We start from the raw sequence: 20,547 nt of genomic DNA on the forward strand, positions 1-20,547 counted from the left end.
TTAGCCTTTGAACCGATCTGCGAAAAAGTCGACCTGCAAAGGCACCATGTCTTCCCCACGCCCCGCCGCGATGGACCCGCGCAGGCTTTCCAACGTGCTGCCCGACATCATGGACTGCACGCCCGCATCGTCGCACATCTGCGCGTAATAGCCGACGTCCTTGGCCGCGTTCTTGATGGAGAAGGCCAACTTCTGATCATCGCCTTCGAGTGCGTAAGCGGTGACGAAATCCATCATCCCGGACTTGAGCGGCCCTGCCGACATCACGTCATACAGCCCCTGCCGGTCCACACCCATCACATCTGCAATGGCATAGCTTTCAGCCATCGCGTTGGCGCAGGCCTGCGCGTAGAAATTATTGATCAGCTTGATGGTGTGCCCAGTGCCCAAGGCCCCGAGGTGAAAGACATTCTCGCCCAAATCATCCAGTACCGGCTTGACCTTATCGAACGCCGCCTTGTTTCCTGACCCCATAAGGTTCAACAAGCCGTCCTTGGCGTGCATCGGCGTACGTCCGATGGGGCAGTCCAGCATCGTGCCGCCAACGGCTGCAACCTCCGCTCCCAATGCCTTGGTCGACGCAGGCAGTGACGTGCCGAAATCAATGATCACCGCGCCCGGTTTCAGCCCGGCAATCACGCCGTCATCCCCACGCATCCGCGCTTCGACATTGTCTGAAGTGTCCATGCATAGCATCACGATGTCCGACCCCTCGGCCACAGCCTTGGCAGTTGTCACCTCGACCGCCCCTCGCTCAACTGCGCGATCAACATACGTTCGGGTACGGTTTGCAATCACCACCAGATCATAGCCTTGGTCCTGCAACCGTCCCACCATGGCGCCGCCCATCAGGCCGAGGCCGATAAATCCAATCGTTGGCTTGCTCATATCAACTCTCCTTCGCGGGAATGGTATCGAAGGCGCGCGTCTTCAGCCCCTTCTGAATTTCATAGATGGAAATCGGCACATCGGGCTGTGGCTGCGGGATGCGGATCGGGATGTCTTTCAGCCGCGGGGTCAGCGTTGGCTCACCACACAGCATCCGAGTGTTGTAGTCTTCGATCCCGTCCCACTTGGTCATGCTGCCCATGATCGGAAAGGCATCCGCAGCCATCATCTCGTAGAACAAGATGCGCCGCGCCCGGTCCGAGGTGTTCAGGGCAGAGCCATGCACGATCCGCCCGTGATGAATGCTGATTGACCCCGCCGGGCCGGTCAGCGGCACCGCGTCCGCCATATTCAACCCGTTTTGCTCTGGCAGCATCGCACCGGCAAAGACCCCATCCACGTGATGATCGTAGACCGGCCCCTTATGCGAGCCCGGGAATACCATCAGCGGGCCATTTTCCTCGGCCATATCGTCAATACAGATGCCAATGGCGAGAATGTCGTCATTAGTATGCGGATAGAACGCATAGTCCTGATGCCATTCGACCGCCGCCCCATAACCGGCCGATTTCATGTTCAATTTAGTGGTGTGCAGCCGCAGGTTCGGCCCAATCAGATCGCGGGCCGGGGCCAGCACATGGTCGGAATACATCAACTCCCGCACCACGTCCGAAATCGTATGCGGCAGCTTGATCCGCCGCAGACGCGGATCATCGGCAGAGTGACTGTCCTCCAGATCAAGCCGGTCATTGCTCTCGGTCATGGTTGCGGCCTCAACCTCGAACCGCGCAATCTCGTCTCGGATCTTGGTCAGCCAGTCGTCGGGGATCTGGTTTGCAACCAGCAGATAGCCCTGCTCATCATACTGTGCTTTCTGATCTGCGGTCAGACACTCCATCACATCACAGCCCCGATCTGCCACGGCACGAATTCGTAGTCACCAAGGCCCTGTGCTTCAGATTTCGACATCTCTCCGCTGGCGACCCTCAGGAACAGCTCGTAAATCTCGCGGCCCTTCTCTTCGAGGCTCACACCCTCCGAAAGCATCGCACCGGCGTTCACATCCATATCCTCGATCATGCGGCCATACATTTCCGTATTGGTCGCCACTTTGATCGTCGGTGCGGGCTTCGAGCCAAAGGCCGACCCCCGCCCGGTGGTAAAGCACACAAGGTTGCAGCCCCCGGCGATCTGCCCCGTCACACTCGCCGGGTCATAGCCAGGCGAATCCATGAAGGTGAAGCCACGCGCCCGCACGCTATCGGCGTATTTGTAGACACCCGTCAGCGGCGTGGTCCCGCCCTTGGCAGCAGCGCCCAACGACTTCTCCAAGATCGTGGTCAGGCCACCGGCCTTGTTGCCGGGACTTGGGTTGTTGTCCATCGATCCCTTGTTACGGGCGGTATAATCCTCCCACCAGCGGATCAGATCGATCAGACGCTCACCCGTCGCCTGATCGATGGCGCGGGCGGTCAGCAGATGCTCTGCGCCGTAGATCTCCGGCGTCTCGGCCAGCACACCCGTCCCACCCTGTGCCACCAGCAGATCGGTGGCATATCCAAGTGCAGGGTTCGCGGTAATCCCCGACCACGCATCCGACCCGCCGCATTGCAAGGCCACTTTCAACTCGGATGCCGGACACGGTTCCCGCACTGCCTGATTTGCCAGTGGCAACATGGCCGCCACCTTCTCGATCCCTTTGTCGACCGTCTTTCTAAGTCCGGCGACAGATTGGATATTCATCGCTTGGAACAACGGCCCCTGTTTTAAGCCATAGGCGTCGAGCAGCCAGTCAATCTGGTTCATCTCGCAGCCCAAGCCAACCATCAGCACCCCTGCATGGTTCGGGTGACGGGCATAGCCCCACATGACGCGCTGCAGCGCCTCGAACCCGTCGCCATTGTCGGCCATGCCACAACCCGTCCCGTGCACAAAGGCGACCACTCCATCCACGTTCGGATAGTCCGCCAGCAGCTCAGGCGTGAAATGAGCTGCGATCATCCGTGCGGCCGTGGCAGAACAGTTCACGGATGTGACGATCGCAATGTAGTTCCGCGTACCAACCTGCCCGTTCTCCCGACGATACCCCATGAATGTATCGCCAGAGGCTGGGGCCGCAGGGCGCAGGTTTGAAGCAAAATCATAGGCCACATCCGTGCCCCGAAACTCGACATTGTGGGTGTGCACGTGGTCCCCAGCGGCAATGTCCACGGCGGCGTAGCCGATCACCTGTGCGTATTTACGGATAACGTCGCCCTTGGACATGGCCCGGACCGCGATCTTGTGGCCCGACGGAATCAATGCCCGGGTTGGCACGCCTCCTACGTCGACACCGATCTCCAACGTGCGCGTGGCGGTAACGACCGTGTCGCTTATATCTAGACGAACAAAATCCATGGGCCTCTCTCAGGCACAGAATGGGGCGTCGGACGCCCAACGGTGGATCGGAATGTGAGGCTGATGGGCAAGCCTGCTGCGGGTATTAAACCACATATCACGCCAGCCGCGCCAATCCCGCAATGCTGTTTCGGGCGCCATGCGACTGCGGGCAACAAAGCTTGGAAAGTGATCGCGCCCGGTGGGCTGCCCCGTCACGTTGTAACGCAGATCAAAGGACCAGCGAAATCCCTGAGACCGGTTTGGCAGTGATGCATGAGGCACCAAAGGATGAAACAAGACGGCACCACCAGATTTGACTGGTAGCGGCACAGCATCCGAGGTGTCGAGATGTTTGGGCGCAATTGCAGTTTGAACCTGTGGGCAATGTGGCAGAAGACCGTCATCAATACCGGGCAGCACCTGCAGACACCCATTTTCGACGGTCGCATCCGTAATCGCCACCCAGGCCGTGACCATATCGGTCGCATCAGCCTCTTCGTGACCGACGCCACGATCCTGATGCCAGTCAGTGCTAGTGATATGCGCGCGCGCCTCGCCCTCTGCCAATTGCGGGCTCGGCGGTTTGATCCGCACATGCTGGATTGGATTCGAGGTGATCTCGGGCCCGATCAAATGCTCAATCACGTCCAACAGCCGATCCTCGACAACAAGATCAAAGATTGCCGGGCCGAAATGCATGGGGCAATCGGCCTCGATTTCTCCGCCCGGCAGGCTGATATCCATTGGCTGAAACCAATCGCACCCGACGGCATAGGACGCGCTTAGTTTCTCCCAGAAGCTCAAACCCTCGCCGCCGGGCACATGCCCCTCCCCTTCCCACCGGGCATAAAGCTGATCCATCAGCGTCGCGTATTCCACCCGCACTGCCGAGATCAGCGGCGCAGGGATGACATCCTCTACCACAAGGTAACCTTGGGTCTGGAACTGCGCGACTTGGCTCGCGGTCAGCATGGTGCCCTCCTAAAGTAGGATCGAGATGATGGGCGGCCAGATCAACAGCACCGACAGGGCAATCAACTGGATACCGATAAAGGGCAGGAAGCCTTTGAAGATATCGGTCAGTTTGATGTGCGGTGGCGCCACAGATTTCAGGTAGAAAGCCGCCGGACCAAAGGGTGGTGACAGGAACGACACCTGCATGTTCATACAGAATACCACACCAAACCAGATCGCCACATGGCGCGGGTTCAGTTCACCGAACAGGCCAATCTCATCAATCGGCAGCTTCAGCACGATCGGCAGGAACACCGGGATGATCAGCAGCACGATCCCCACCCAGTCCATGAACGCACCCATAAACAGCAAGATCACCATCATCATCAGGATGACCAACATGGTGGGCAGTTCGGACCCGACGATGAAGTCGGCCACGTAAGTCGGACCACCAGCAATGGTGTAGGCTCCGGCCAAGGCCGTAGCACCAATCGTCACCCAGATGATCGTGCCGGTCGATTTGAGGGTCCGCATCAGGGACTCCCACACCAGGTCAAACGATGCTTCTCCGCGCAGCAGGGCGATCACGAACACGGCCATGGCACCCATGCCTGCAGCCTCGGTGATGCCTGTGATACCGCCATAGATCGACCCCATGACAACCCCGATCACAACGATGGGCGGGACAAGACCCTTGCCCATCGACCAGCCCAGCGCGGTGCGGGTCCGGCCAAATACGAACATGGCCAAAACCACGCTCGCCGCCAGCATGCTGCCAAAGATACCGATGTATTCTGCCGTGCCCCAGAACGCTGCTGCGCCCGTATTGGCCGCATTCGAGCCCGAGAATTCGAAGAAGCTGGCGCGCAGGAACAGGGCTGCCGAAAACCCGCCGACAACTACGTTCAGGAAGGCGAGGAACAGCGCCGTCTTCTCGCGCCCCTGCGGCTCACCTTCGACTGGGTCGGGCAGTGGTGCATCCTGGGGCCGTAGTTGCGTGCGGATGATGATGTAGATGATGATGAACGACGCCAGCATAAACCCGGGGATGAAGGACGCTGTGAACAGCGCCTTGATCGAGGTTTCGGTAATTAGGCCGTAGATGATCAGCACGATCGATGGCGGGATCATGGTGCCAAGCGAGCCGGAGGCGCAGATCACGCCGATTGCCAGATTCTGGTTGTAGCCAAGCCGCAGCATCTGCGGCAACGCGATCAGACCCAGAAGGACCACCTCACCCCCGATGATACCGGACATAGCGGCCATGATCACAGCCATGATGGATGTCACGATGGCAATGCCGCCCCGGGTCCGGTTCAGCCAGATGTTTAGGGACGAATACATCTCTTTCGCGATGCCGGAGCGTTCCAGCAATGCCGCCATAAAGATGAAGAGCGGAATGGATATGAGAACGTAATCCGTTAAGAGCCCGTATATTCGCTGGGCCAGGATATTGAGTGGCCCTGCCCCCGGTCGCCCGGTCAGAATGCCATCACCAAAGGTCCATGGGGCCAGCAGCAACTCCGGCTCGAATTTCATGACCAGCACAGCAACCGCGAGGATGGCAGAGGCCAGACCAAGGGGCATCCCGATAGCAAGGAGAAGGATCAGCCCCAGCATCAGGACAAGCGAAATAGTACCGATATCCATGGGCTTAGTCCTTTGTCGACACGTGTTGGCCGGTCACGTCGAGGTCGCCGACCCCTTCGTTTGCCACTTGCGCCTTGATGCGCTCAATCTCTTCTTCATCGAGGTCTTCGCCCCCGTAATGCACTTCCTCGGCATTCCAATCAGAGATCAGGTTGATGACGGCCTGAATGGCCACCATGCCGACGACAAACAGCACCATGGGCTTCATCGTGGCAGGAATGGGTGGATCAAATGCCGTGCCGAAAGTCTCCCAACGGTAGAACTTGTCGAATGCCTCGCCATAGCCGCCGTAGATCAGGAAGAAGGCGAAGACGACGATGAGTACGGTCGAGATGGTGTCGAATATCCGCTGCACCGAACGCGGAACCGCGTCGTACAAAAGAACAATGCGGATGTGGCTGCGCTGTTGCATGGCATAGAGCCCGGCGCACAGGAACACAAAGCCCGCAAGCCACAGGCTGAGTTCATTCGCCCAAAGCGTTGGCGCCTCAAACACATAGCGGAGGATCACCTCGTACAGCATCACGCTGGTCAGAAGCACGATCAACATCATGGTGACACGCCCGATGAAGACGGCCAAACGGTCCGCAGCACGCCAACTTTCAAATTCCATGCCTGCACGCTGCACAGTTCGGATACCGAGATACCCGAAGGCAACAACACCTATGGCAGCAAGCCAGTCCACGATGTCAGCAAAGCCGCCGAACAGCCCGCCCATATTGGGGGTGACATCATTGCGTTTGAACAGAGCCGATAACTTGTCGAACTGGGATTCGTCGGTTGGGGGATAGAAGTCGAGCGTGAAGGCTGGCATGTGCCAGACCACCCAGCCCGCGCAAAAGATGAATGCCAATGGCACAAGCCACTCTATCGGAGTGCCGGAGCGCACCTGCATCGCAAAGTCCCCCTATGGTATGAAAAAACCCGCGCGCATCTTGCCTTGATTTGCGGCGGGTGACTTGGGGCCCCGCTTAGCGGGACCCCAAAGGATCGCTTACTCGGAGACGAGGCCCAATTGACCGAGATAGGTCAGGTGTGCGTCGACCAGCGCCTTGGCTTCAGGCGTGTCTGCGAACTCAGGCCATGTGGCCTGTGCTGCGGCACGGAACTTGGCCAACTCTTCGGGCGCCCACTGGCTCAGCGTCACGCCTTGCTCCCGCAGCTGGGCTGCAGCTTCGGCGTTCTTCTTCTCGAAGGTCAGTGCGGTGCGCAGAGCGAGGGCTTCCATGGCCACCTTCATGATGCGCTGATGCGATTCAGGCATCGCGTCAAAAACCGCCTTGTTGCACGCAAGGTGGTCGGACGGCATTGAGTGGAAGCCGGGGAAGTTGGCATATTTAACGATGTCATACAGACCCAAGCCCACGTTGTTGGCCAGACCCGATGCGTCCGCACCGTCGATGATACCAGTTTCCAGAGCCGTAAAGATCTCGGTGAAGTCCATCACGATGGGCGACGCGCCCAGCTTTTCAAAGATCTTGGTTTCCATGCCGGGAGGCGAACGGAATTTCCAGTCCTTGAAGTCGGCGACCTTCTCGATCGGCTTCGAGGACGCAAAGGATTCCTGACCGTAAACCCACCAGCCGATCAGCTCCATGCCGTACTTGTTGTACAGCGGCGCCGCAGCTTCCTTGCCACCGCCGAAATACAGCCAGCTCAGCTGCTGATAGGGGGTTTCATAGCCGCCCATGATGTCGCCCACGAACTGGAAGGCGGAGTTCTTGCCGGTCTGGTAGCCACCACCGGTCATGTCGCAGTCCAGGATGCCCGTGGAGGCCGCGTCGAAGGTTTCGACCGACTTCACGACGGACGAGCTGTAGAACATCTCGACTTCGATCTCGCCACCCGACATCGTCTGGATGTCTTCGATGTATTGCGCAGCGAGCTTGCCCGAGACAGTCTCGGGGGCATAGTGCGTTTGAATCCGTAGCTTCGTTGTTTCTGCCGACGCCGTAAGCGCCGTGGTGGCCGCAAGAGCAGCAACAGCAGCGACCGAAGCCGCCCTCTTCAGAAATGTCATGTCATCCTCCCTGACATTTTATGTGTGCGCACTTGGCAGGTTCGAACGCCCACCTTTTTGTGTCGTAAGGGAAGGCTATGCGCAGTTGCCCCTGTCGGACAACAAAAAAATGAAATTAGAGATATTTTTGAGATTTTTATGGAATTTCGTGATTTCGTGATTTATCGAAGAGATATATCACGAGTTCATACGACCCATGCCCTACGATACCGACATCTTCGAAACGCTGCGCTACCGCCTTATGACAAACGCTTTTGAGCATGGAAAAAAGGTGCGGGCTGAACACTTGCGTCAAGAGTTCGGCTGTTCTGCAAGCACGATTCGAGAGGTGTTGTTCAGACTATCGACTCTCGGTTTGGTTGAGTTCCAGGAACAACGCGGCTTTCGCGTTCCGAAAAAGTCACGTGAGGTGATTCACGAATTGACGCATCTCCGTGTGCTGCTTGAGGCCGAAGGTACGGTGATGTCGATCCGGCGCGGCGGCGTTGCGTGGGAGGCCCGGTTGACTGCTGCCCATCACCAGCTCAGCCACCTTGAAATGCGGCTGAACACCGCGACCGACCGATCACCTTTTGTCGACCTTTGGTTCGGGGCCGAGGCACAGTTCCATGAAACCCTCATTTCGGCCTGCGGATCGCAGACCCTAATCGATACCCATCACCGTGTGTATTGCCGGTTCCGCCAGCAATTGATGGTGGAGGACCGCGACTTCAATTTCATCTCGAACAACATCATGCACCATCAGCATATTCTGGATGCTGCGATGGCCGGGGACGAAGATCTGACCCGGCAGAAGATTCACGATCATCTGGCGAGACACCTGATGGATGCGGACCAGATCGAACCGGCCTGACACAACGGCGATCCACGGCCTGCACTCAGGTCGCGTTGACCTTCGCCCGTCCGCCGCCTAACACCCTATGCCACTCCAAACCCGATTCAGGCAGTAGCAAAAATGCGCGACCCACACGCCAAAACGCCAAACAAGGCGACCCACCTTGTCGTGGGAGATGGCATCACTGCGCTCGCTTTCGTAGAGCAGTGCCGCCTTGCCGCCGGTGATCACCTCGTCGTGTTGGGGCGAAGCGCATCCCAATTGGGCCGAGGTGCCGCATATGCAAAGGGTAGAGAAGACATACCGTGGCGATACGCCTATTTGCTCAACTCGCCGGCGGATGACATCGATCCTGCCTTTGCCCGCTGGCTGTCCGACCGCTGGGACATGGTGGCCGACACGATGACCGGACGCGCGCCGAACTGGATGCGGGCAGCGCAGCCGCTGGTAAACGCAGGGGACGTCTATGGCGTAAATGCACCCCGCGAATTCTACGGCGACTTCATGGAACAGCAAGCCAAAGAGGCTTTGGCGCGCCAAAGGGATCGGGGTGTACACGTGACCTTGATCGACGATTGTGCCCTCACCCTGCAAAGCGGATCAAATGGCACGACTATCCAGACCGAAGCCGGTCACACAATCACAGCCCGAGCCGTGGACGTTGCACCCGGCGGTCCGTCCACCCTGCGTCTCGAAGGCGATGACGGCGCATTTGCCGTCCCAAGCGTCTTTGGAAACGAGGAAGAGATCGCGGAACACATCAAACGTGGAGCCGAGGTTTTCTGCATCGGTGGAAATGCGGCGATGCTTGATGTGCTGCGCCTGTGCCAAAGCCTGATCCCAGAGGAACAGTTGCGCTTTATTGCCTGCGCCCCAGATGGCGAAATCCCCGCTGCACTTGTTCCGCGCCTACCCCGCAAACTGACCCGCCCCAATCTGTCATCCGGGCATGACACGGCTAAAACTTTCCTGGCCGAAGTCCAGCGCGAGATTGATTTGGCCCAAAAGGCCGGAGACGAAATGCGCGAGATCCGGGCGGGCTTTCGCGCGCATTTTCTGGCGAACCCGCTCACCAACTACATCGATGATGCAGATCAGGCCCGACGCGTCCCGGCGCAGCTGCGCTTCTGGTTGCGAGGCGGCACGCGAGACACGATCATGGACATGCACAGGCTGGTTGAAGAGGGCAGTGCACGGATGATTAAAGGCGCAGTCAAAGCCATTGAGCATGGGCCAGATGGGGCCAAAGTACGGATCGTTGACGCTGACGGAGGCGAGACGGTTCACAACACCGGATTTGTCATAAACTGTGCGGGTGCCGGACCAACCTCTCACTACGACCCATTGACCGAGAACATGCTCACTCAGGGCCTGATCGGCATCTGTCCAGTCTCAAAGGGCCTGACTGTAGGTCCGCAATGCAAAACCGGAGCATCCGGCGTACGTTACCTCTCCCCCGCCACAACGGTCATTGGAGACGAGGTCATGGCAATGCCGCTTTACGACGCCCACATGCTCCGCACCTATGCCGCACGGGCGGGTTAACGGCCACCCAACTCGTCCTCAATGTAAACATCGATGATCTCGCGGAACGTTTTCTCTGCCTCGAAGCCCAATGCCGTCGCTCGTTCCGGCGCGAAGTTGCGCGGCCAGCCTTCGACGATGTTTGCCACAGCCTCGTCACGCTGCGGTTTGATCAGCGCCACAACGTTGTTGCCAGCGACCTCACGCAGCGCCTCGATCTGTTCCGCCACGGTGCAACTGAGCCCCGGCAAGTTCAGCGCCCGCCGCCCTTCAAGCCGATCCGTGTCCAGAACGGCAGCATGGGCCAGAAACCCGGCCGCCGACCGCGGTGACGCATGCCAGTGGCGCACAGTGTCGTCCACGGGCAGGACGGCTTCCAACCCGTTCAGCGGCTCGCGGATGATACCCGAAAAGAACGACGATGCGGCCAGGTTCGCCTTGCCGGGTCGTACACAGATCGTGGGCAGCCGCAGCGACATGCCGTCAATGAAACCCTTGCGAGAAAAGTCTTGGACCAACAGCTCGCACGCAGCCTTCTGCGCGCCATAGCTGGTCTGGGGCGAAGTCAGGAACTCGTCCTCGATCTTGTCCGGGTACGGTCCGCCAAAGACAGCAATCGATGAGGTGAAGATCACCCGAGGCACATAAGCGCCGCCCGTAGCCCGGTGCTGTGCCCGTAGCGCCTCAAGGAAATGCCACATCGGCCAAAGGTTCGTTTGCCAGCCTAGATCAAAATTCGTCTCCGCTTCACCCGACACAATGGAAGCGAGGAAAAAGATCACGTCGAACCGCTCCGCTGCCAGAGCCGCCCCCTCTGCCAGAACCGACAGGTTACCGACGCGCTGGTCGTCACCCACAGCGTCTTTGGCAAATCCCAAATCGTGCAAAGTAACGCTGAAATCGCCAAAACCGGTCAGCCCTTGCGTTTCAAGCCTCTTTGCCAACTTCTGACCGACCATGCCGCCGCCGCCAAGAATCAGTATGCGTTTCATGCGCGATCCCCCTGCCGTGCCTTCAGTTCAAGATACAAACCTGAGTGATCCCGGTCCGCACCATTCATATGATCAACAAAATGGGCGAACCGATCCCGCACGTCCTGCACCATGGGCAGGGTCACACCAGCAGCCGATGCCTCGACCAATACGTTGTCCAGATCTTTCAGTTGAAACTTCGACAGTCCTCCGGGCTCGAAGTTACCAGTGGTCATGCGTTCCCCATGCTGCTGCAGAATGGTGCTGTCAGCAAAGCCACCTTTCAACGCGGCGCGCAGCGCGGCAGGGTCCGCGCCCCCCTCCTCGGCCAGCAGCATCGCTTCAGCCACAGCACCGATGGTCACTGCGACAATCGCCTGATTGCAGAGCTTCGACAATTGCCCAGATCCGGTGGGACCGACATGCACAGGCCGACCCATCTCTTCAAAGATCGGGCGCGCACGATTGAAGTCGGCAGCTTCACCACCAACCATGATGGCAAGGGACGCCGCCTCGGCCCCCTTGGTTCCGCCGGAAACCGGCGCATCCAGAAATCCGACACCCACCTTTGACAGCAGCGCACGGGCCTCGCGTGCCTCTGCCGGTTTGGTCGATGACATGTCGATCCACAACGCGCCCCTGGACAGGCTGGGCGATACCTCGGCAATGACAGACAGCACCGTGGGACCATCGCTCATCATCGAAATAACGACATCCGCCCCAGTCACTGCGGCATTCGTGCTGGCTGCCACCGCTGCACCCTCATCCGCGAGCGGCTCCGCCTTCACCTGCGTCCGGTTCCACACGGTGACCGGCACCCCAGCCCGCGCCAGGTTCCGTGCCATGGGAAAGCCCATCAACCCCGTGCCCAACAAGGCTACATTCTCGAACGCCATGACAATCCTCCGATTTTGCCGTGACGTCTGGTCAACTCCCACAGCTTGTCCTACGCTAACACCAAAACGCAGACCTTCGGGCTGCGCAACACCTGATCGGATAAGGGGGGAGTGCATGGGCCGTCTCGACGGAAAGCGCGCACTTGTGACTGCAGCAGGCCAGGGCATTGGCCGCGCCAGCGCATTGGCAATGGCGGAAGAGGGGGCAAAGGTCTTTGCCACCGATATCAACGCCGACGCTTTAAGCACATTTGACCACGCAAACATCGATGCTTTCCCTCTCAATGCGCGTGATGCAGCAAGCATTCAGGACGGGGTGGCCAAGGCCCAACCCGACATCCTGTTCAACTGCGCGGGTTTCGTACATCACGGCACGATCATGGACAGCACGGATGATGAATGGGATTTTGCCTTCGATCTGAATGTTCGGTCCATGTACCACACCATCCGCGCCGCCTTGCCGGGGATGCTGGAGCGCGGCAACGGCTCGATCATCAACATGTCATCGGCCCTCGGGTCCATCATCGGCGCGCCCAATCGCTTCATCTACGGCACGACCAAGGCCGCCGTCGTCGGTCTCACCAAATCCGTCGCCGTGGACTACATCACACAAGGCATCCGCTGTAACTGCATCTGCCCCGGCACCGTCGAAAGCCCCAGCTGGCACGACAGGGTCAAGGCACTGGGCGAACAGCTTGGCAGCTACGACAAGGCCATGGAACAATTCGTTGCTCGCCAGCCCATGGGCCGTGTCGCCAAGGCCGAAGAAATCGCCGCGCTTGTCGTCTACCTTGCCAGCGACGAAAGCGCATTCACAACAGGACACACCCACATCATTGATGGAGGCTGGTCAGGACAATGACCAAGAAAATCGGAATAGAAGACCTGCGTTCCCGCAAGTGGTTCATGAACCCGGACAACCCGGAAATGACCGCGCTCTACCTCGAACGCTACCTGAACTACGGGCTGACGCGGGAGGAGCTGCAATCCGGCAAGCCGATCATCGGCATCGCGCAAACCGGCAGCGACCTGTCGCCCTGCAACCGCCACCACATCGAGTTGGCGAAGCGTGTCCGCGACGGCATCGTGGCCGCGGGTGGCACCTGCATCGAAATCCCAGTTCACCCGATCCAGGAAACCGGCAAGCGCCCCACGGCCATGCTCGACCGCAACCTCGCCTATCTGAGCCTCGTCGAAACCCTCTACGGCTACCCGCTCGACGGCGTTGTCCTGACCATCGGCTGTGACAAGACCACCCCGGCCCTCCTGATGGCCGCCGCCACCGTCAACATCCCCGCCGTGGCGCTTTCGGTCGGCCCCATGCTCAACGGCTGGTTCCGCGGTGAACGCACCGGCTCCGGCTCCATCGTCTGGCAAGCGCGCGAGATGATGGCACGGGGCGAGATTGACGGCGAAGGGTTTATGGAACTCGTCGCCTCCTCCGCCCCTTCGGTCGGCTACTGCAACACGATGGGCACGGCCACGACCATGAACTCGCTCGCCGAAGCGCTCGGCATGCAACTCCCCGGCTCCGCCGCCATCCCGGCCCCCTACCGTGAACGCAGCCAGATCAGTTATGAGACCGGCAAGCGCATCGTCGACATGGTATGGGAAGACCTGCGCCCCTCCGACATCATGACGCGCGAAGCGTTCGAGAACACGATCGTCATCAACTCCGCGATCGGCGGGTCAACCAACGCACCCATCCACCTGAACGGCGTGGCCAAGCACCTCGACGTACCGTTGAACAATGACGACTGGCAGCAAGTCGGCCACCATGTACCCCTGCTCGTCAACCTTCAGCCCGCAGGCGAATACTTGGGCGAAGACTACCAGCATGCAGGCGGCGTCCCCGCCGTGATCGGAGAACTGATCGCCGCAGACCTGCTGCCTCACCCCGATGTCATCACCGCCAACGGCAAGACAATGCGCGAAAACTGCGCCCACCTGCGCAGCGAAAACACCGAGGTGATCAAGCCGGTGTCCGACCCGCTGAAAGCGGAAGCCGGGTTCATCAACCTCAAGGGCAACCTATTCGACAGCGCGATCATGAAAACCTCTGTGATTTCCGAGGAATTCCGCAACCGCTACCTGTCCAATCCCGACGACCCCGAAGCGTTCGAAGGGCGTGCCGTGGTCTTCGACGGGCCTGAAGACTTCCACCACCGCATCGACGATCCGGCGGAAAACATCGACGAACATTGCGTCCTCTTCATGCGCGGCGCCGGTCCCAAAGGATATCCCGGCGGGGCTGAGGTCGTGAACATGCGCGCGCCCTCCTACCTGCTCAAAAGAGGTATCCAGGCGCTGCCCTGCGTCGGTGATGGCCGCCAATCCGGCACCTCCGGCTCGCCCTCGATCCTCAACGCCTCGCCCGAAGCAGCAGATGGCGGCGGCCTTGCCCTCCTCGAAAACGGCGACCGCGTGCGGATCGATCTGAAGAAATGCACCGCCGATATGCTGGTGGACGACACCACGCTTAAGGCGCGCGCCGGAGCGATCATGGCAGCGGGCGGCTACCCCGTCCCTGAAAGCCAAAGCCCCTGGCAAGAGATCTTCCGCGACTACGTGGGCCGCTTTGACGAGGGCATGACCCTGCGTGGCGCCACAGAGTACCAAGACATCTCGCGCAAATACATGCCGCGCGACAATCACTAGAAAGGCCGTTCATGAAACTCGTAAGATACGGTGACACTGGTCACGAAAAGCCCGGCCTCATGGACGGCGACACCCTCCGCGACCTGAGCGGCCACATCGATGACATCCACGGCGCCACGCTGGACGACGCCACGGTCGACAAACTGCGTGCCATAGACCCGGCCACGCTGCCCGCAGTCGATGGCAATCCCCGCATCGGCCCCTGCGTCGGCAATATCGGCAAGTTCCTCTGCATCGGCCTCAATTACTCCGACCACGCCGCCGAACAGGGTCTGCCCATCCCCGAGCATCCGATACTGTTCTTCAAGGCAAACTCCGCCATCGTTGGCCCCAATGACGATGTGGTCATGCCGCGCGGCTCGCGGCGCACGGATTGGGAAGTCGAACTGGGCGCGGTGATCGGCAAGACCTGCAAGTACGTCTCAAAGGCCGACGCGCTCGACTACGTGGCAGGCTACTGCATCATCAATGACGTGTCAGAGCGCGAGTTCCAGCAGAACCTCACGGGACAATGGACCAAGGGGAAATCCTGCGACACATTCGGCCCCACAGGTCCGTATCTTGTCACTCGCGACGAAATCGAAGACCCGCAAGCGCTCGATATGAGCCTGTCGGTCAACGGCCAGCGGATGCAGACAGGCAACACCGCCACCATGATCTTTTCCGTGGCCGAGATCATTGAACACCTCAGCCAGCTCTTCACCCTGCACCCCGGCGACGTGATCAGCACAGGCACCCCTCCGGGTGTGGGCGACGGGATGAACCCGAAAACCTACCTTAAGGTGGGCGACGTCATGGAACTGGACATCGCTGGCCTCGGCACCCAACGGCAAGAGGTGAAACAGGATGCCTGATCTTCTGCAAATCGGCGGCATCACCGATACCATGCGTGACCGTCTGTCCGAGCGGTTCACCATCCATCAGGCCAGCGGCGATTATCCGGCAGAGGCGATCACCCATATCGTCACCAACGGCCATGACGGCGTGCCTGCGGATATCCTTGCCAAGTGCACAAACGCCAAGGTCGCTGCAAGCTATGGCGTGGGCTACGACGCGATAGACACCGACGCTTGCGTCGAACGGGGCATCATTGTCACCCACACGCCCGACGTGCTGAACGCCGAGGTGGCAACGACGGCGATCATGCTCATGCTCACCAGCTTCCGCAGTTTCCTGTCGGACGAGGCGCACGCCCGCTCCGGCAATTGGGAGAAAAACGGCAACGCACCCCTATCACGCAGCGCCGACAACCGGCGCGTCGGCATCCTCGGCCTAGGCCGCATCGGCCAGGCCATCGCGGACAAGCTCAAAGCGTTCGATGCCGACATCCACTATCACACCCGCAGCGAAAAGGACGTGCCCTACACCTACCACGCCAACCTCGTGGACATGGCAAAGGCGGTCGAGGTGATCATCTGCATCACCCCTGGCGGTCCCTCGACGCATCACATCGTCAACGCTGATGTGATGGAAGCACTCGGCCCCGAAGGGACGCTCATCAACGTCTCGCGCGGCTCGGTGATTGACGAGGCCGCGATGGTCGCCGCCCTCCAATCCGGTAAGCTCGGATACGCCGCCCTCGACGTATTCGAGGAAGAACCCAAAATCCCCGACGCGCTCAAGACCATGTCCAACGTCATCCTTCTGCCCCACGTGGGCAGCGCCACGCATGAAACGCGCGCCGCGATGGGCACGTTGGTCGTCGACAACCTCATCAGCCATCTCGACAACGGGCTGGTGATCACTCCCGTGCCGGAAACCAAGCATCTCAATGGCTAAGGTCACCGACGTCACTGCCCGCCTCTTCGCCGTGCCGCTCGACGAAATCCTCGTCGACGCCAAGCACGGCGATCACAGTCACTTCCACCTGATCACAGCGACGGTCACACTGGACGACGGGCGCACCGGCACGGGCTACACCTACAACGGCGGGCGCGGCGGGCATGCGACGGCAGCGATGATCACACACGATCTGGCTCCCTTCCTGATCGAGCAAGACGCAGAAAACGTGGAACAGCTCACCCACGCCATGAACGAACATCTGCACTACGTGGGGCGGGGCGGCATCCTGTCCTTCGCCATCTCCGCCGTGGACATCGCGCTGTGGGACGCGTGGCTGAAAGGCACCGGGCAATCGCTGGTGCAAGCCGCTGGCGGCGCATCGGACCAGTGCCGCGCCTATGCCGGCGGTATCGACCTCGGCTTTGACCTGCCAAAACTGTTGGACAGCATCCGGGGCTATCTTGCGCGCGGCCACAACGCGGTCAAAATCAAGATCGGCCAACCCACCGAAGCCGAAGATGTGGAACGGATCAAGGCTGTTCGCGACCTGATCGGCCCCGACATCACCTTCATGATCGACGCCAACTATTCGATGACCACCGATCAGGCAATCAGCCTTACCAACGCGGTCAAAGATCAAAACATCACGTGGTTCGAGGAACCGATTGAGCCGGACTTCTTCGAAGACTTCGCTGCGATCCGCGCGGCCACGGGCATGGCCACAGCCCAAGGCGAAAACCTGCATACCATGCACGAATTCCGCCGCGCCATGCCCCATGTCGATTTCATCCAGCCCGACGCATCAAACTGCCTTGGCATCACCGGCTGGCTTCAGGTGGCCAAGATGGCACAGGACGCTGGCGTCCCTGTGTGCAGCCACGGCATGCAGGAACTGCACGTTTCGCTGGTCTCCAGCCAACCCCATGGCGGCTGGCTGGAAGTGCACAGCTTCCCCATCGACCGCTACACGACCCGCCCGCTGGTGATCAAAGATCACCTCGCCGTTGCACCAAACGTGCCGGGAATCGGTGTCACGTTTGATTGGGATAAACTGACGCCACACGAGGTGGCGCTATAACGGCTTGGTGCCACAGTTTCAGGATGGCTTACACTCACGGGTCACAATGCATAAAACAGGCGGCTCTCCGAAAAAGCAGCGAACGCTCACCGATTATCACCGGCGCATAGAGCAGGTCGTGGACCTGATCCGCGCCCGTCCTGAACATCCGCATACAGTCAAAGAACTTTGCAAACAGGCGGCCTTCTCAGAGTTTCATTTTCACCGCGTGTTCCGCGCCGTGACCGGAGAATCCGTCGCACAGTGTATCATCCGTCTGCGATTAGAGATGGCCGCCAGCGCGCTGATCTATCGGCGGCAAAGGTCGGTCACGGACATCGCACTGACATGCGGATTTTCCAGCAGCGCAAATTTCTCCAAAGCCTTTCGGAAAGCTTATGACTGCTCACCGACACGGTATCGGCGTGATCGTCCTCCTGATTTCAGAATGCGCAGGATGAGAAAAGTCGCACGACCTGCACCAATGTATCCAGACGGCATGAGCGTCGACGTGGAAATCAAGACTGTGCCAGAACGCAGACTGGCAAGCCTCCGACTGGTCGGTCCTTACAGCCATGCAAGCATCAGCAAGCTTTATTCCGATTTGGGCAAATGGCACCTGTCGGCTCTTGAACAGCCTGCGCCCGACGAGGCTATCAGTATTACATGGTCGGACTCTGCATTGGCAGATCAGAGCACATGGAGGCTGGATGCCTGTTACGAAGTAGCCAAGGACACGAAGACAACAGGCCAAGTCAGGCTTCGCAGCCTCGCCGGGGGACGTGTCGCATGTATGAAAACAGAAGTCCCGGAAAACGAGATGCATCGTATCTCGGACTATTGGGATTGGTTGTTTTCCGACTGGTTGCCACAATCCGGGTACGAACCTGCGGATCGCCCCGCCTATGAGGTGTATCGCGGTGCCAGCAAGCAGCCCGGCTTCAACGTCACGCTCTGTCTTCCCTTAGCAAACAAACATGCGGAGCATGACGATGAATGACACCTACACTCTAAGCCCCATTGGGCAGTGCGAGATGATCGACGGGCAGTTTGCCGTGCGGTTGATACCTGACGTCAGACGCGGTCTGGAAGGGGTGCAGCCTTTCAGCCACGCCATAGCCCTTTGGTGGGCACACGAAGCGGACAGCGATGCGCAGCGCGCGCGCTACAGCATCGTGTCACCCTATACCGCCACCTCGGGGGAGTTAGGTGTATTTGCAACGCGGTCGGAAGCCCGACCCAACCCGATAGGTCTGTCAGTGTTTTCAGTTGCATCCGTCGATCTGGATGCTGGGATCGTGTTTTCCCACTACTTCGACATGTTGCCAGGAACGCCGGTCCTGGACCTCAAGCCATACTTCCCAGCCTCGGATCGTGTGGAAAATGCCCATATCCCAGACCATTTCAGCCATTGGCCCAACTCGCTTGAGGCATCCGCGGCGTTTGATTGGGAAAAGGAATTCAGAGCCTAAGGATCAGCACTCCGATCCGTTTACGTCGGCTCGTTTCTCGACGCAAAAGCCCGCAAGAGTGACGCACGGTGGCTTGATCCACCGTGCGTTTTGCTCATTTGGAGCTTGCTTGGCGGTCATCTTCGACTGGACCCAGCGCGTTCAGACCTTTCAGGATGTCGATGGCATAAGCCAACTGATAATCCTCTTCCCGTAGATCAGCAGCTGCTTGGGCCTTTGCACGATCTTCCTCGATCTGGCGCACCTGATCGTCAGTCAACGAGTCGTTGTCGAGGCTGCCGCGCAGATCGCCCTCGGTCCGGGGGCCGACTGCACTGGCCGGTTCATCCTCTTCCTCGGTCGTGGGGCTGCGGCGGGGCTGCTCTACAATGATATCAGGGCTTACGCCCAGCGCTTGAATCGACCGGCCTGACGGCGTGTAATACCGCGCCGTGGTCAAGCGCATGGCACCATCGCCGCGCAGTGGCATAACCGTCTGAACCGAGCCTTTGCCAAAGCTCTTGGTACCAACAACGATAGCCCGGCGGTGATCCTGCAATGCGCCCGCAACAATCTCGGACGCCGAGGCCGATCCGCCATTGATCAGCACAACAATCGGCTTGCCCTTCGCCAGATCACCCGGCGTTGCATTGTATCGGTCGCCGTCTACCGGATCACGGCCACGCGTCGATACGATCTCGCCTTTTTCCAGAAACGCGTCCGAAACACGAATAGCCTGGGTCAACAGCCCCCCGGGATTGTTCCGCAAATCCAGGACAAATCCGTTGACGTTGTTCATCCCGCCAAGGGTTTCGACCTCTTCTTCCAGCTTGGACATGAGGTTCGGCGTGGTCTTGTCGTTGAAGGTGGTCACACGCAACACAACGGTATCGCCTTGGGTCCGGCTGCGCACCGCCTGCAACTCGATCGTGTCCCGAATGATCGACACATCAAATGGTTCGTTCTCACCTTCACGAACAACTGTGATGATGATCTCGGACCCGACCGGGCCGCGCATGCGATCCACGGCTGCGTCCAGGGTCAGGCCCAGCATCGACTCTCCATCGACATGGGTGATGAAATCGCCCGCTTCGATCCCGGCTTCGGCGGCGGGCGTGCTGTCGATAGGCGACACAACCTTGATGAAGCCCTCTTCCTGGGTCACTTCGATTCCCAGACCGCCGAACTCACCTCGGGTTTGCACCTGCATCTGCGCCGCGTCATCTGGCGACAGATAGCTGGAGTGCGGATCAAGCGACGTCAACATGCCGTCAATAGCCGCTTCGATCAGCTCACCGGGCTCAACATCCTCGACATATTGGTTCCGGATGCGTTCGAAAATGTCGCCGAACAGATCCAGTTGTTCATATACGGTCGCACTCGAAGCACTTTCCTGCGCCAAGAGTGGCCCTGCAACCTGCGTCGTTGCGATTGCACCTGCCATCGTTCCGCCCAAGGCGGCCATCACGAATTTCTTCATTC

Annotated in this window: 19 protein-coding genes and 1 pseudogene; 10 read left to right on the plus strand and 10 right to left on the minus strand. The window is 59.4% G+C overall.

The annotated features are described in order from the left end of the window. The 7 genes from AC53L6_RS02355 to AC53L6_RS02385 all read right to left on the minus strand — a co-directional run bounded on the left by AC53L6_RS02355 (position 1) and on the right by AC53L6_RS02385 (position 7,891). Positions 1 to 888, minus strand: a complete 888-nt coding sequence (locus AC53L6_RS02355; protein ID WP_496906659.1) for an NAD(P)-dependent oxidoreductase — start codon at positions 886 to 888, stop codon at positions 1 to 3. Between the two features lies 1 nt (position 889). Beyond that, on the minus strand, positions 890 to 1,786 hold the full coding sequence (locus AC53L6_RS02360) for a phytanoyl-CoA dioxygenase family protein (RefSeq protein WP_496906660.1): 897 nt from the start codon (positions 1,784 to 1,786) through the stop codon (positions 890 to 892). Then, a complete protein-coding gene (locus tag AC53L6_RS02365; RefSeq protein WP_496906661.1) occupies positions 1,786 to 3,285 on the minus strand; it encodes a UxaA family hydrolase in 1,500 nt (499 codons plus the stop codon). The genes AC53L6_RS02360 and AC53L6_RS02365 overlap by 1 nt, the downstream gene beginning before the upstream one ends. Before the next feature lie 9 nt (positions 3,286 to 3,294). Further along, positions 3,295 to 4,239, minus strand: coding sequence for a phytanoyl-CoA dioxygenase family protein (locus AC53L6_RS02370; RefSeq protein ID WP_496906662.1), 945 nt, complete (start codon positions 4,237 to 4,239; stop codon positions 3,295 to 3,297). Between the two features lie 9 nt (positions 4,240 to 4,248). Next, the gene (locus AC53L6_RS02375) at positions 4,249 to 5,871 is read right to left on the minus strand and encodes a TRAP transporter large permease (RefSeq protein ID WP_299209619.1); all 1,623 of its coding nucleotides are present in this window, start codon (positions 5,869 to 5,871) and stop codon (positions 4,249 to 4,251) included. A 4-nt stretch (positions 5,872 to 5,875) separates the two neighbouring features. Further along, positions 5,876 to 6,766 (minus strand): TRAP transporter small permease subunit, encoded by an 891-nt coding sequence (locus tag AC53L6_RS02380; protein WP_299600075.1) that lies wholly within the window; start codon positions 6,764 to 6,766, stop codon positions 5,876 to 5,878. Between the two features lie 99 nt (positions 6,767 to 6,865). Continuing rightward, positions 6,866 to 7,891, minus strand: a complete 1,026-nt coding sequence (locus AC53L6_RS02385) for a TRAP transporter substrate-binding protein (protein ID WP_299600077.1) — start codon at positions 7,889 to 7,891, stop codon at positions 6,866 to 6,868. Between the two features lie 196 nt (positions 7,892 to 8,087). Between AC53L6_RS02385 and AC53L6_RS02390 the strand changes: the two genes are divergently transcribed. Beyond that, positions 8,088 to 8,744, plus strand: coding sequence for a GntR family transcriptional regulator (locus tag AC53L6_RS02390; RefSeq protein WP_496906663.1), 657 nt, complete (start codon positions 8,088 to 8,090; stop codon positions 8,742 to 8,744). 102 nt (positions 8,745 to 8,846) lie between these two features. Continuing rightward, a complete protein-coding gene (locus AC53L6_RS02395) occupies positions 8,847 to 10,271 on the plus strand; it encodes an FAD/NAD(P)-binding protein (RefSeq protein WP_496906664.1) in 1,425 nt (474 codons plus the stop codon). Here AC53L6_RS02395 and denD read toward each other — a convergent pair. Both denD and AC53L6_RS02405 read right to left on the minus strand, forming a co-directional pair. Continuing rightward, a complete protein-coding gene (gene denD, locus AC53L6_RS02400; protein WP_496906665.1) occupies positions 10,268 to 11,242 on the minus strand; it encodes a D-erythronate dehydrogenase in 975 nt (324 codons plus the stop codon). The genes AC53L6_RS02395 and denD overlap by 4 nt on opposite strands. Next, positions 11,239 to 12,117 carry an NAD(P)-dependent oxidoreductase gene (locus AC53L6_RS02405; RefSeq protein WP_496906666.1) on the minus strand — a complete coding sequence of 293 codons (879 nt, stop codon included), beginning with the start codon at positions 12,115 to 12,117 and terminating at the stop codon, positions 11,239 to 11,241. Before AC53L6_RS02405 ends, denD begins: the two co-directional genes overlap by 4 nt. A gap of 115 nt (positions 12,118 to 12,232) precedes the next feature. On the opposite strand from AC53L6_RS02405, the gene AC53L6_RS02410 reads away from it, so the two are divergent. The 8 genes and pseudogenes from AC53L6_RS02410 (at position 12,233) to AC53L6_RS02445 (ending at position 19,086) form a co-directional block, all read left to right on the plus strand. Continuing rightward, a complete protein-coding gene (locus tag AC53L6_RS02410; protein WP_496906667.1) occupies positions 12,233 to 12,979 on the plus strand; it encodes an SDR family oxidoreductase in 747 nt (248 codons plus the stop codon). After that, positions 12,976 to 14,775 (plus strand): IlvD/Edd family dehydratase, encoded by a 1,800-nt coding sequence (locus tag AC53L6_RS02415; protein WP_496906668.1) that lies wholly within the window; start codon positions 12,976 to 12,978, stop codon positions 14,773 to 14,775. Before AC53L6_RS02410 ends, AC53L6_RS02415 begins: the two co-directional genes overlap by 4 nt. Positions 14,776 to 14,786: 11 nt before the next feature. Further along, on the plus strand, positions 14,787 to 15,629 hold the full coding sequence (locus AC53L6_RS02420; protein WP_299701338.1) for a fumarylacetoacetate hydrolase family protein: 843 nt from the start codon (positions 14,787 to 14,789) through the stop codon (positions 15,627 to 15,629). Next, complete coding sequence (locus AC53L6_RS02425) at positions 15,622 to 16,554, plus strand: 2-hydroxyacid dehydrogenase (protein ID WP_496906669.1); 933 nt, start codon at positions 15,622 to 15,624, stop codon at positions 16,552 to 16,554. Before AC53L6_RS02420 ends, AC53L6_RS02425 begins: the two co-directional genes overlap by 8 nt. Beyond that, positions 16,547 to 17,635 carry a mandelate racemase/muconate lactonizing enzyme family protein gene (locus AC53L6_RS02430; RefSeq protein WP_496906670.1) on the plus strand — a complete coding sequence of 363 codons (1,089 nt, stop codon included), beginning with the start codon at positions 16,547 to 16,549 and terminating at the stop codon, positions 17,633 to 17,635. Before AC53L6_RS02425 ends, AC53L6_RS02430 begins: the two co-directional genes overlap by 8 nt. Before the next feature lie 46 nt (positions 17,636 to 17,681). After that, positions 17,682 to 18,029, plus strand: a pseudogene (locus tag AC53L6_RS02435) (helix-turn-helix domain-containing protein); the annotation flags it as partial. A gap of 84 nt (positions 18,030 to 18,113) precedes the next feature. Continuing rightward, a complete protein-coding gene (locus AC53L6_RS02440; protein WP_496906986.1) occupies positions 18,114 to 18,614 on the plus strand; it encodes an AraC family transcriptional regulator in 501 nt (166 codons plus the stop codon). Then, on the plus strand, positions 18,607 to 19,086 hold the full coding sequence (locus tag AC53L6_RS02445; protein WP_299745038.1) for a TrmO family methyltransferase domain-containing protein: 480 nt from the start codon (positions 18,607 to 18,609) through the stop codon (positions 19,084 to 19,086). The genes AC53L6_RS02440 and AC53L6_RS02445 overlap by 8 nt, the downstream gene beginning before the upstream one ends. A gap of 94 nt (positions 19,087 to 19,180) precedes the next feature. On the opposite strand, the gene AC53L6_RS02450 is transcribed toward AC53L6_RS02445, so the two are convergent. Further along, positions 19,181 to 20,545, minus strand: a complete 1,365-nt coding sequence (locus AC53L6_RS02450) for a S41 family peptidase (RefSeq protein ID WP_299209662.1) — start codon at positions 20,543 to 20,545, stop codon at positions 19,181 to 19,183. Positions 20,546 to 20,547: the final 2 nt, after the last annotated feature.

Source organism: Tateyamaria sp. LSS28, from assembly GCF_059611725.1.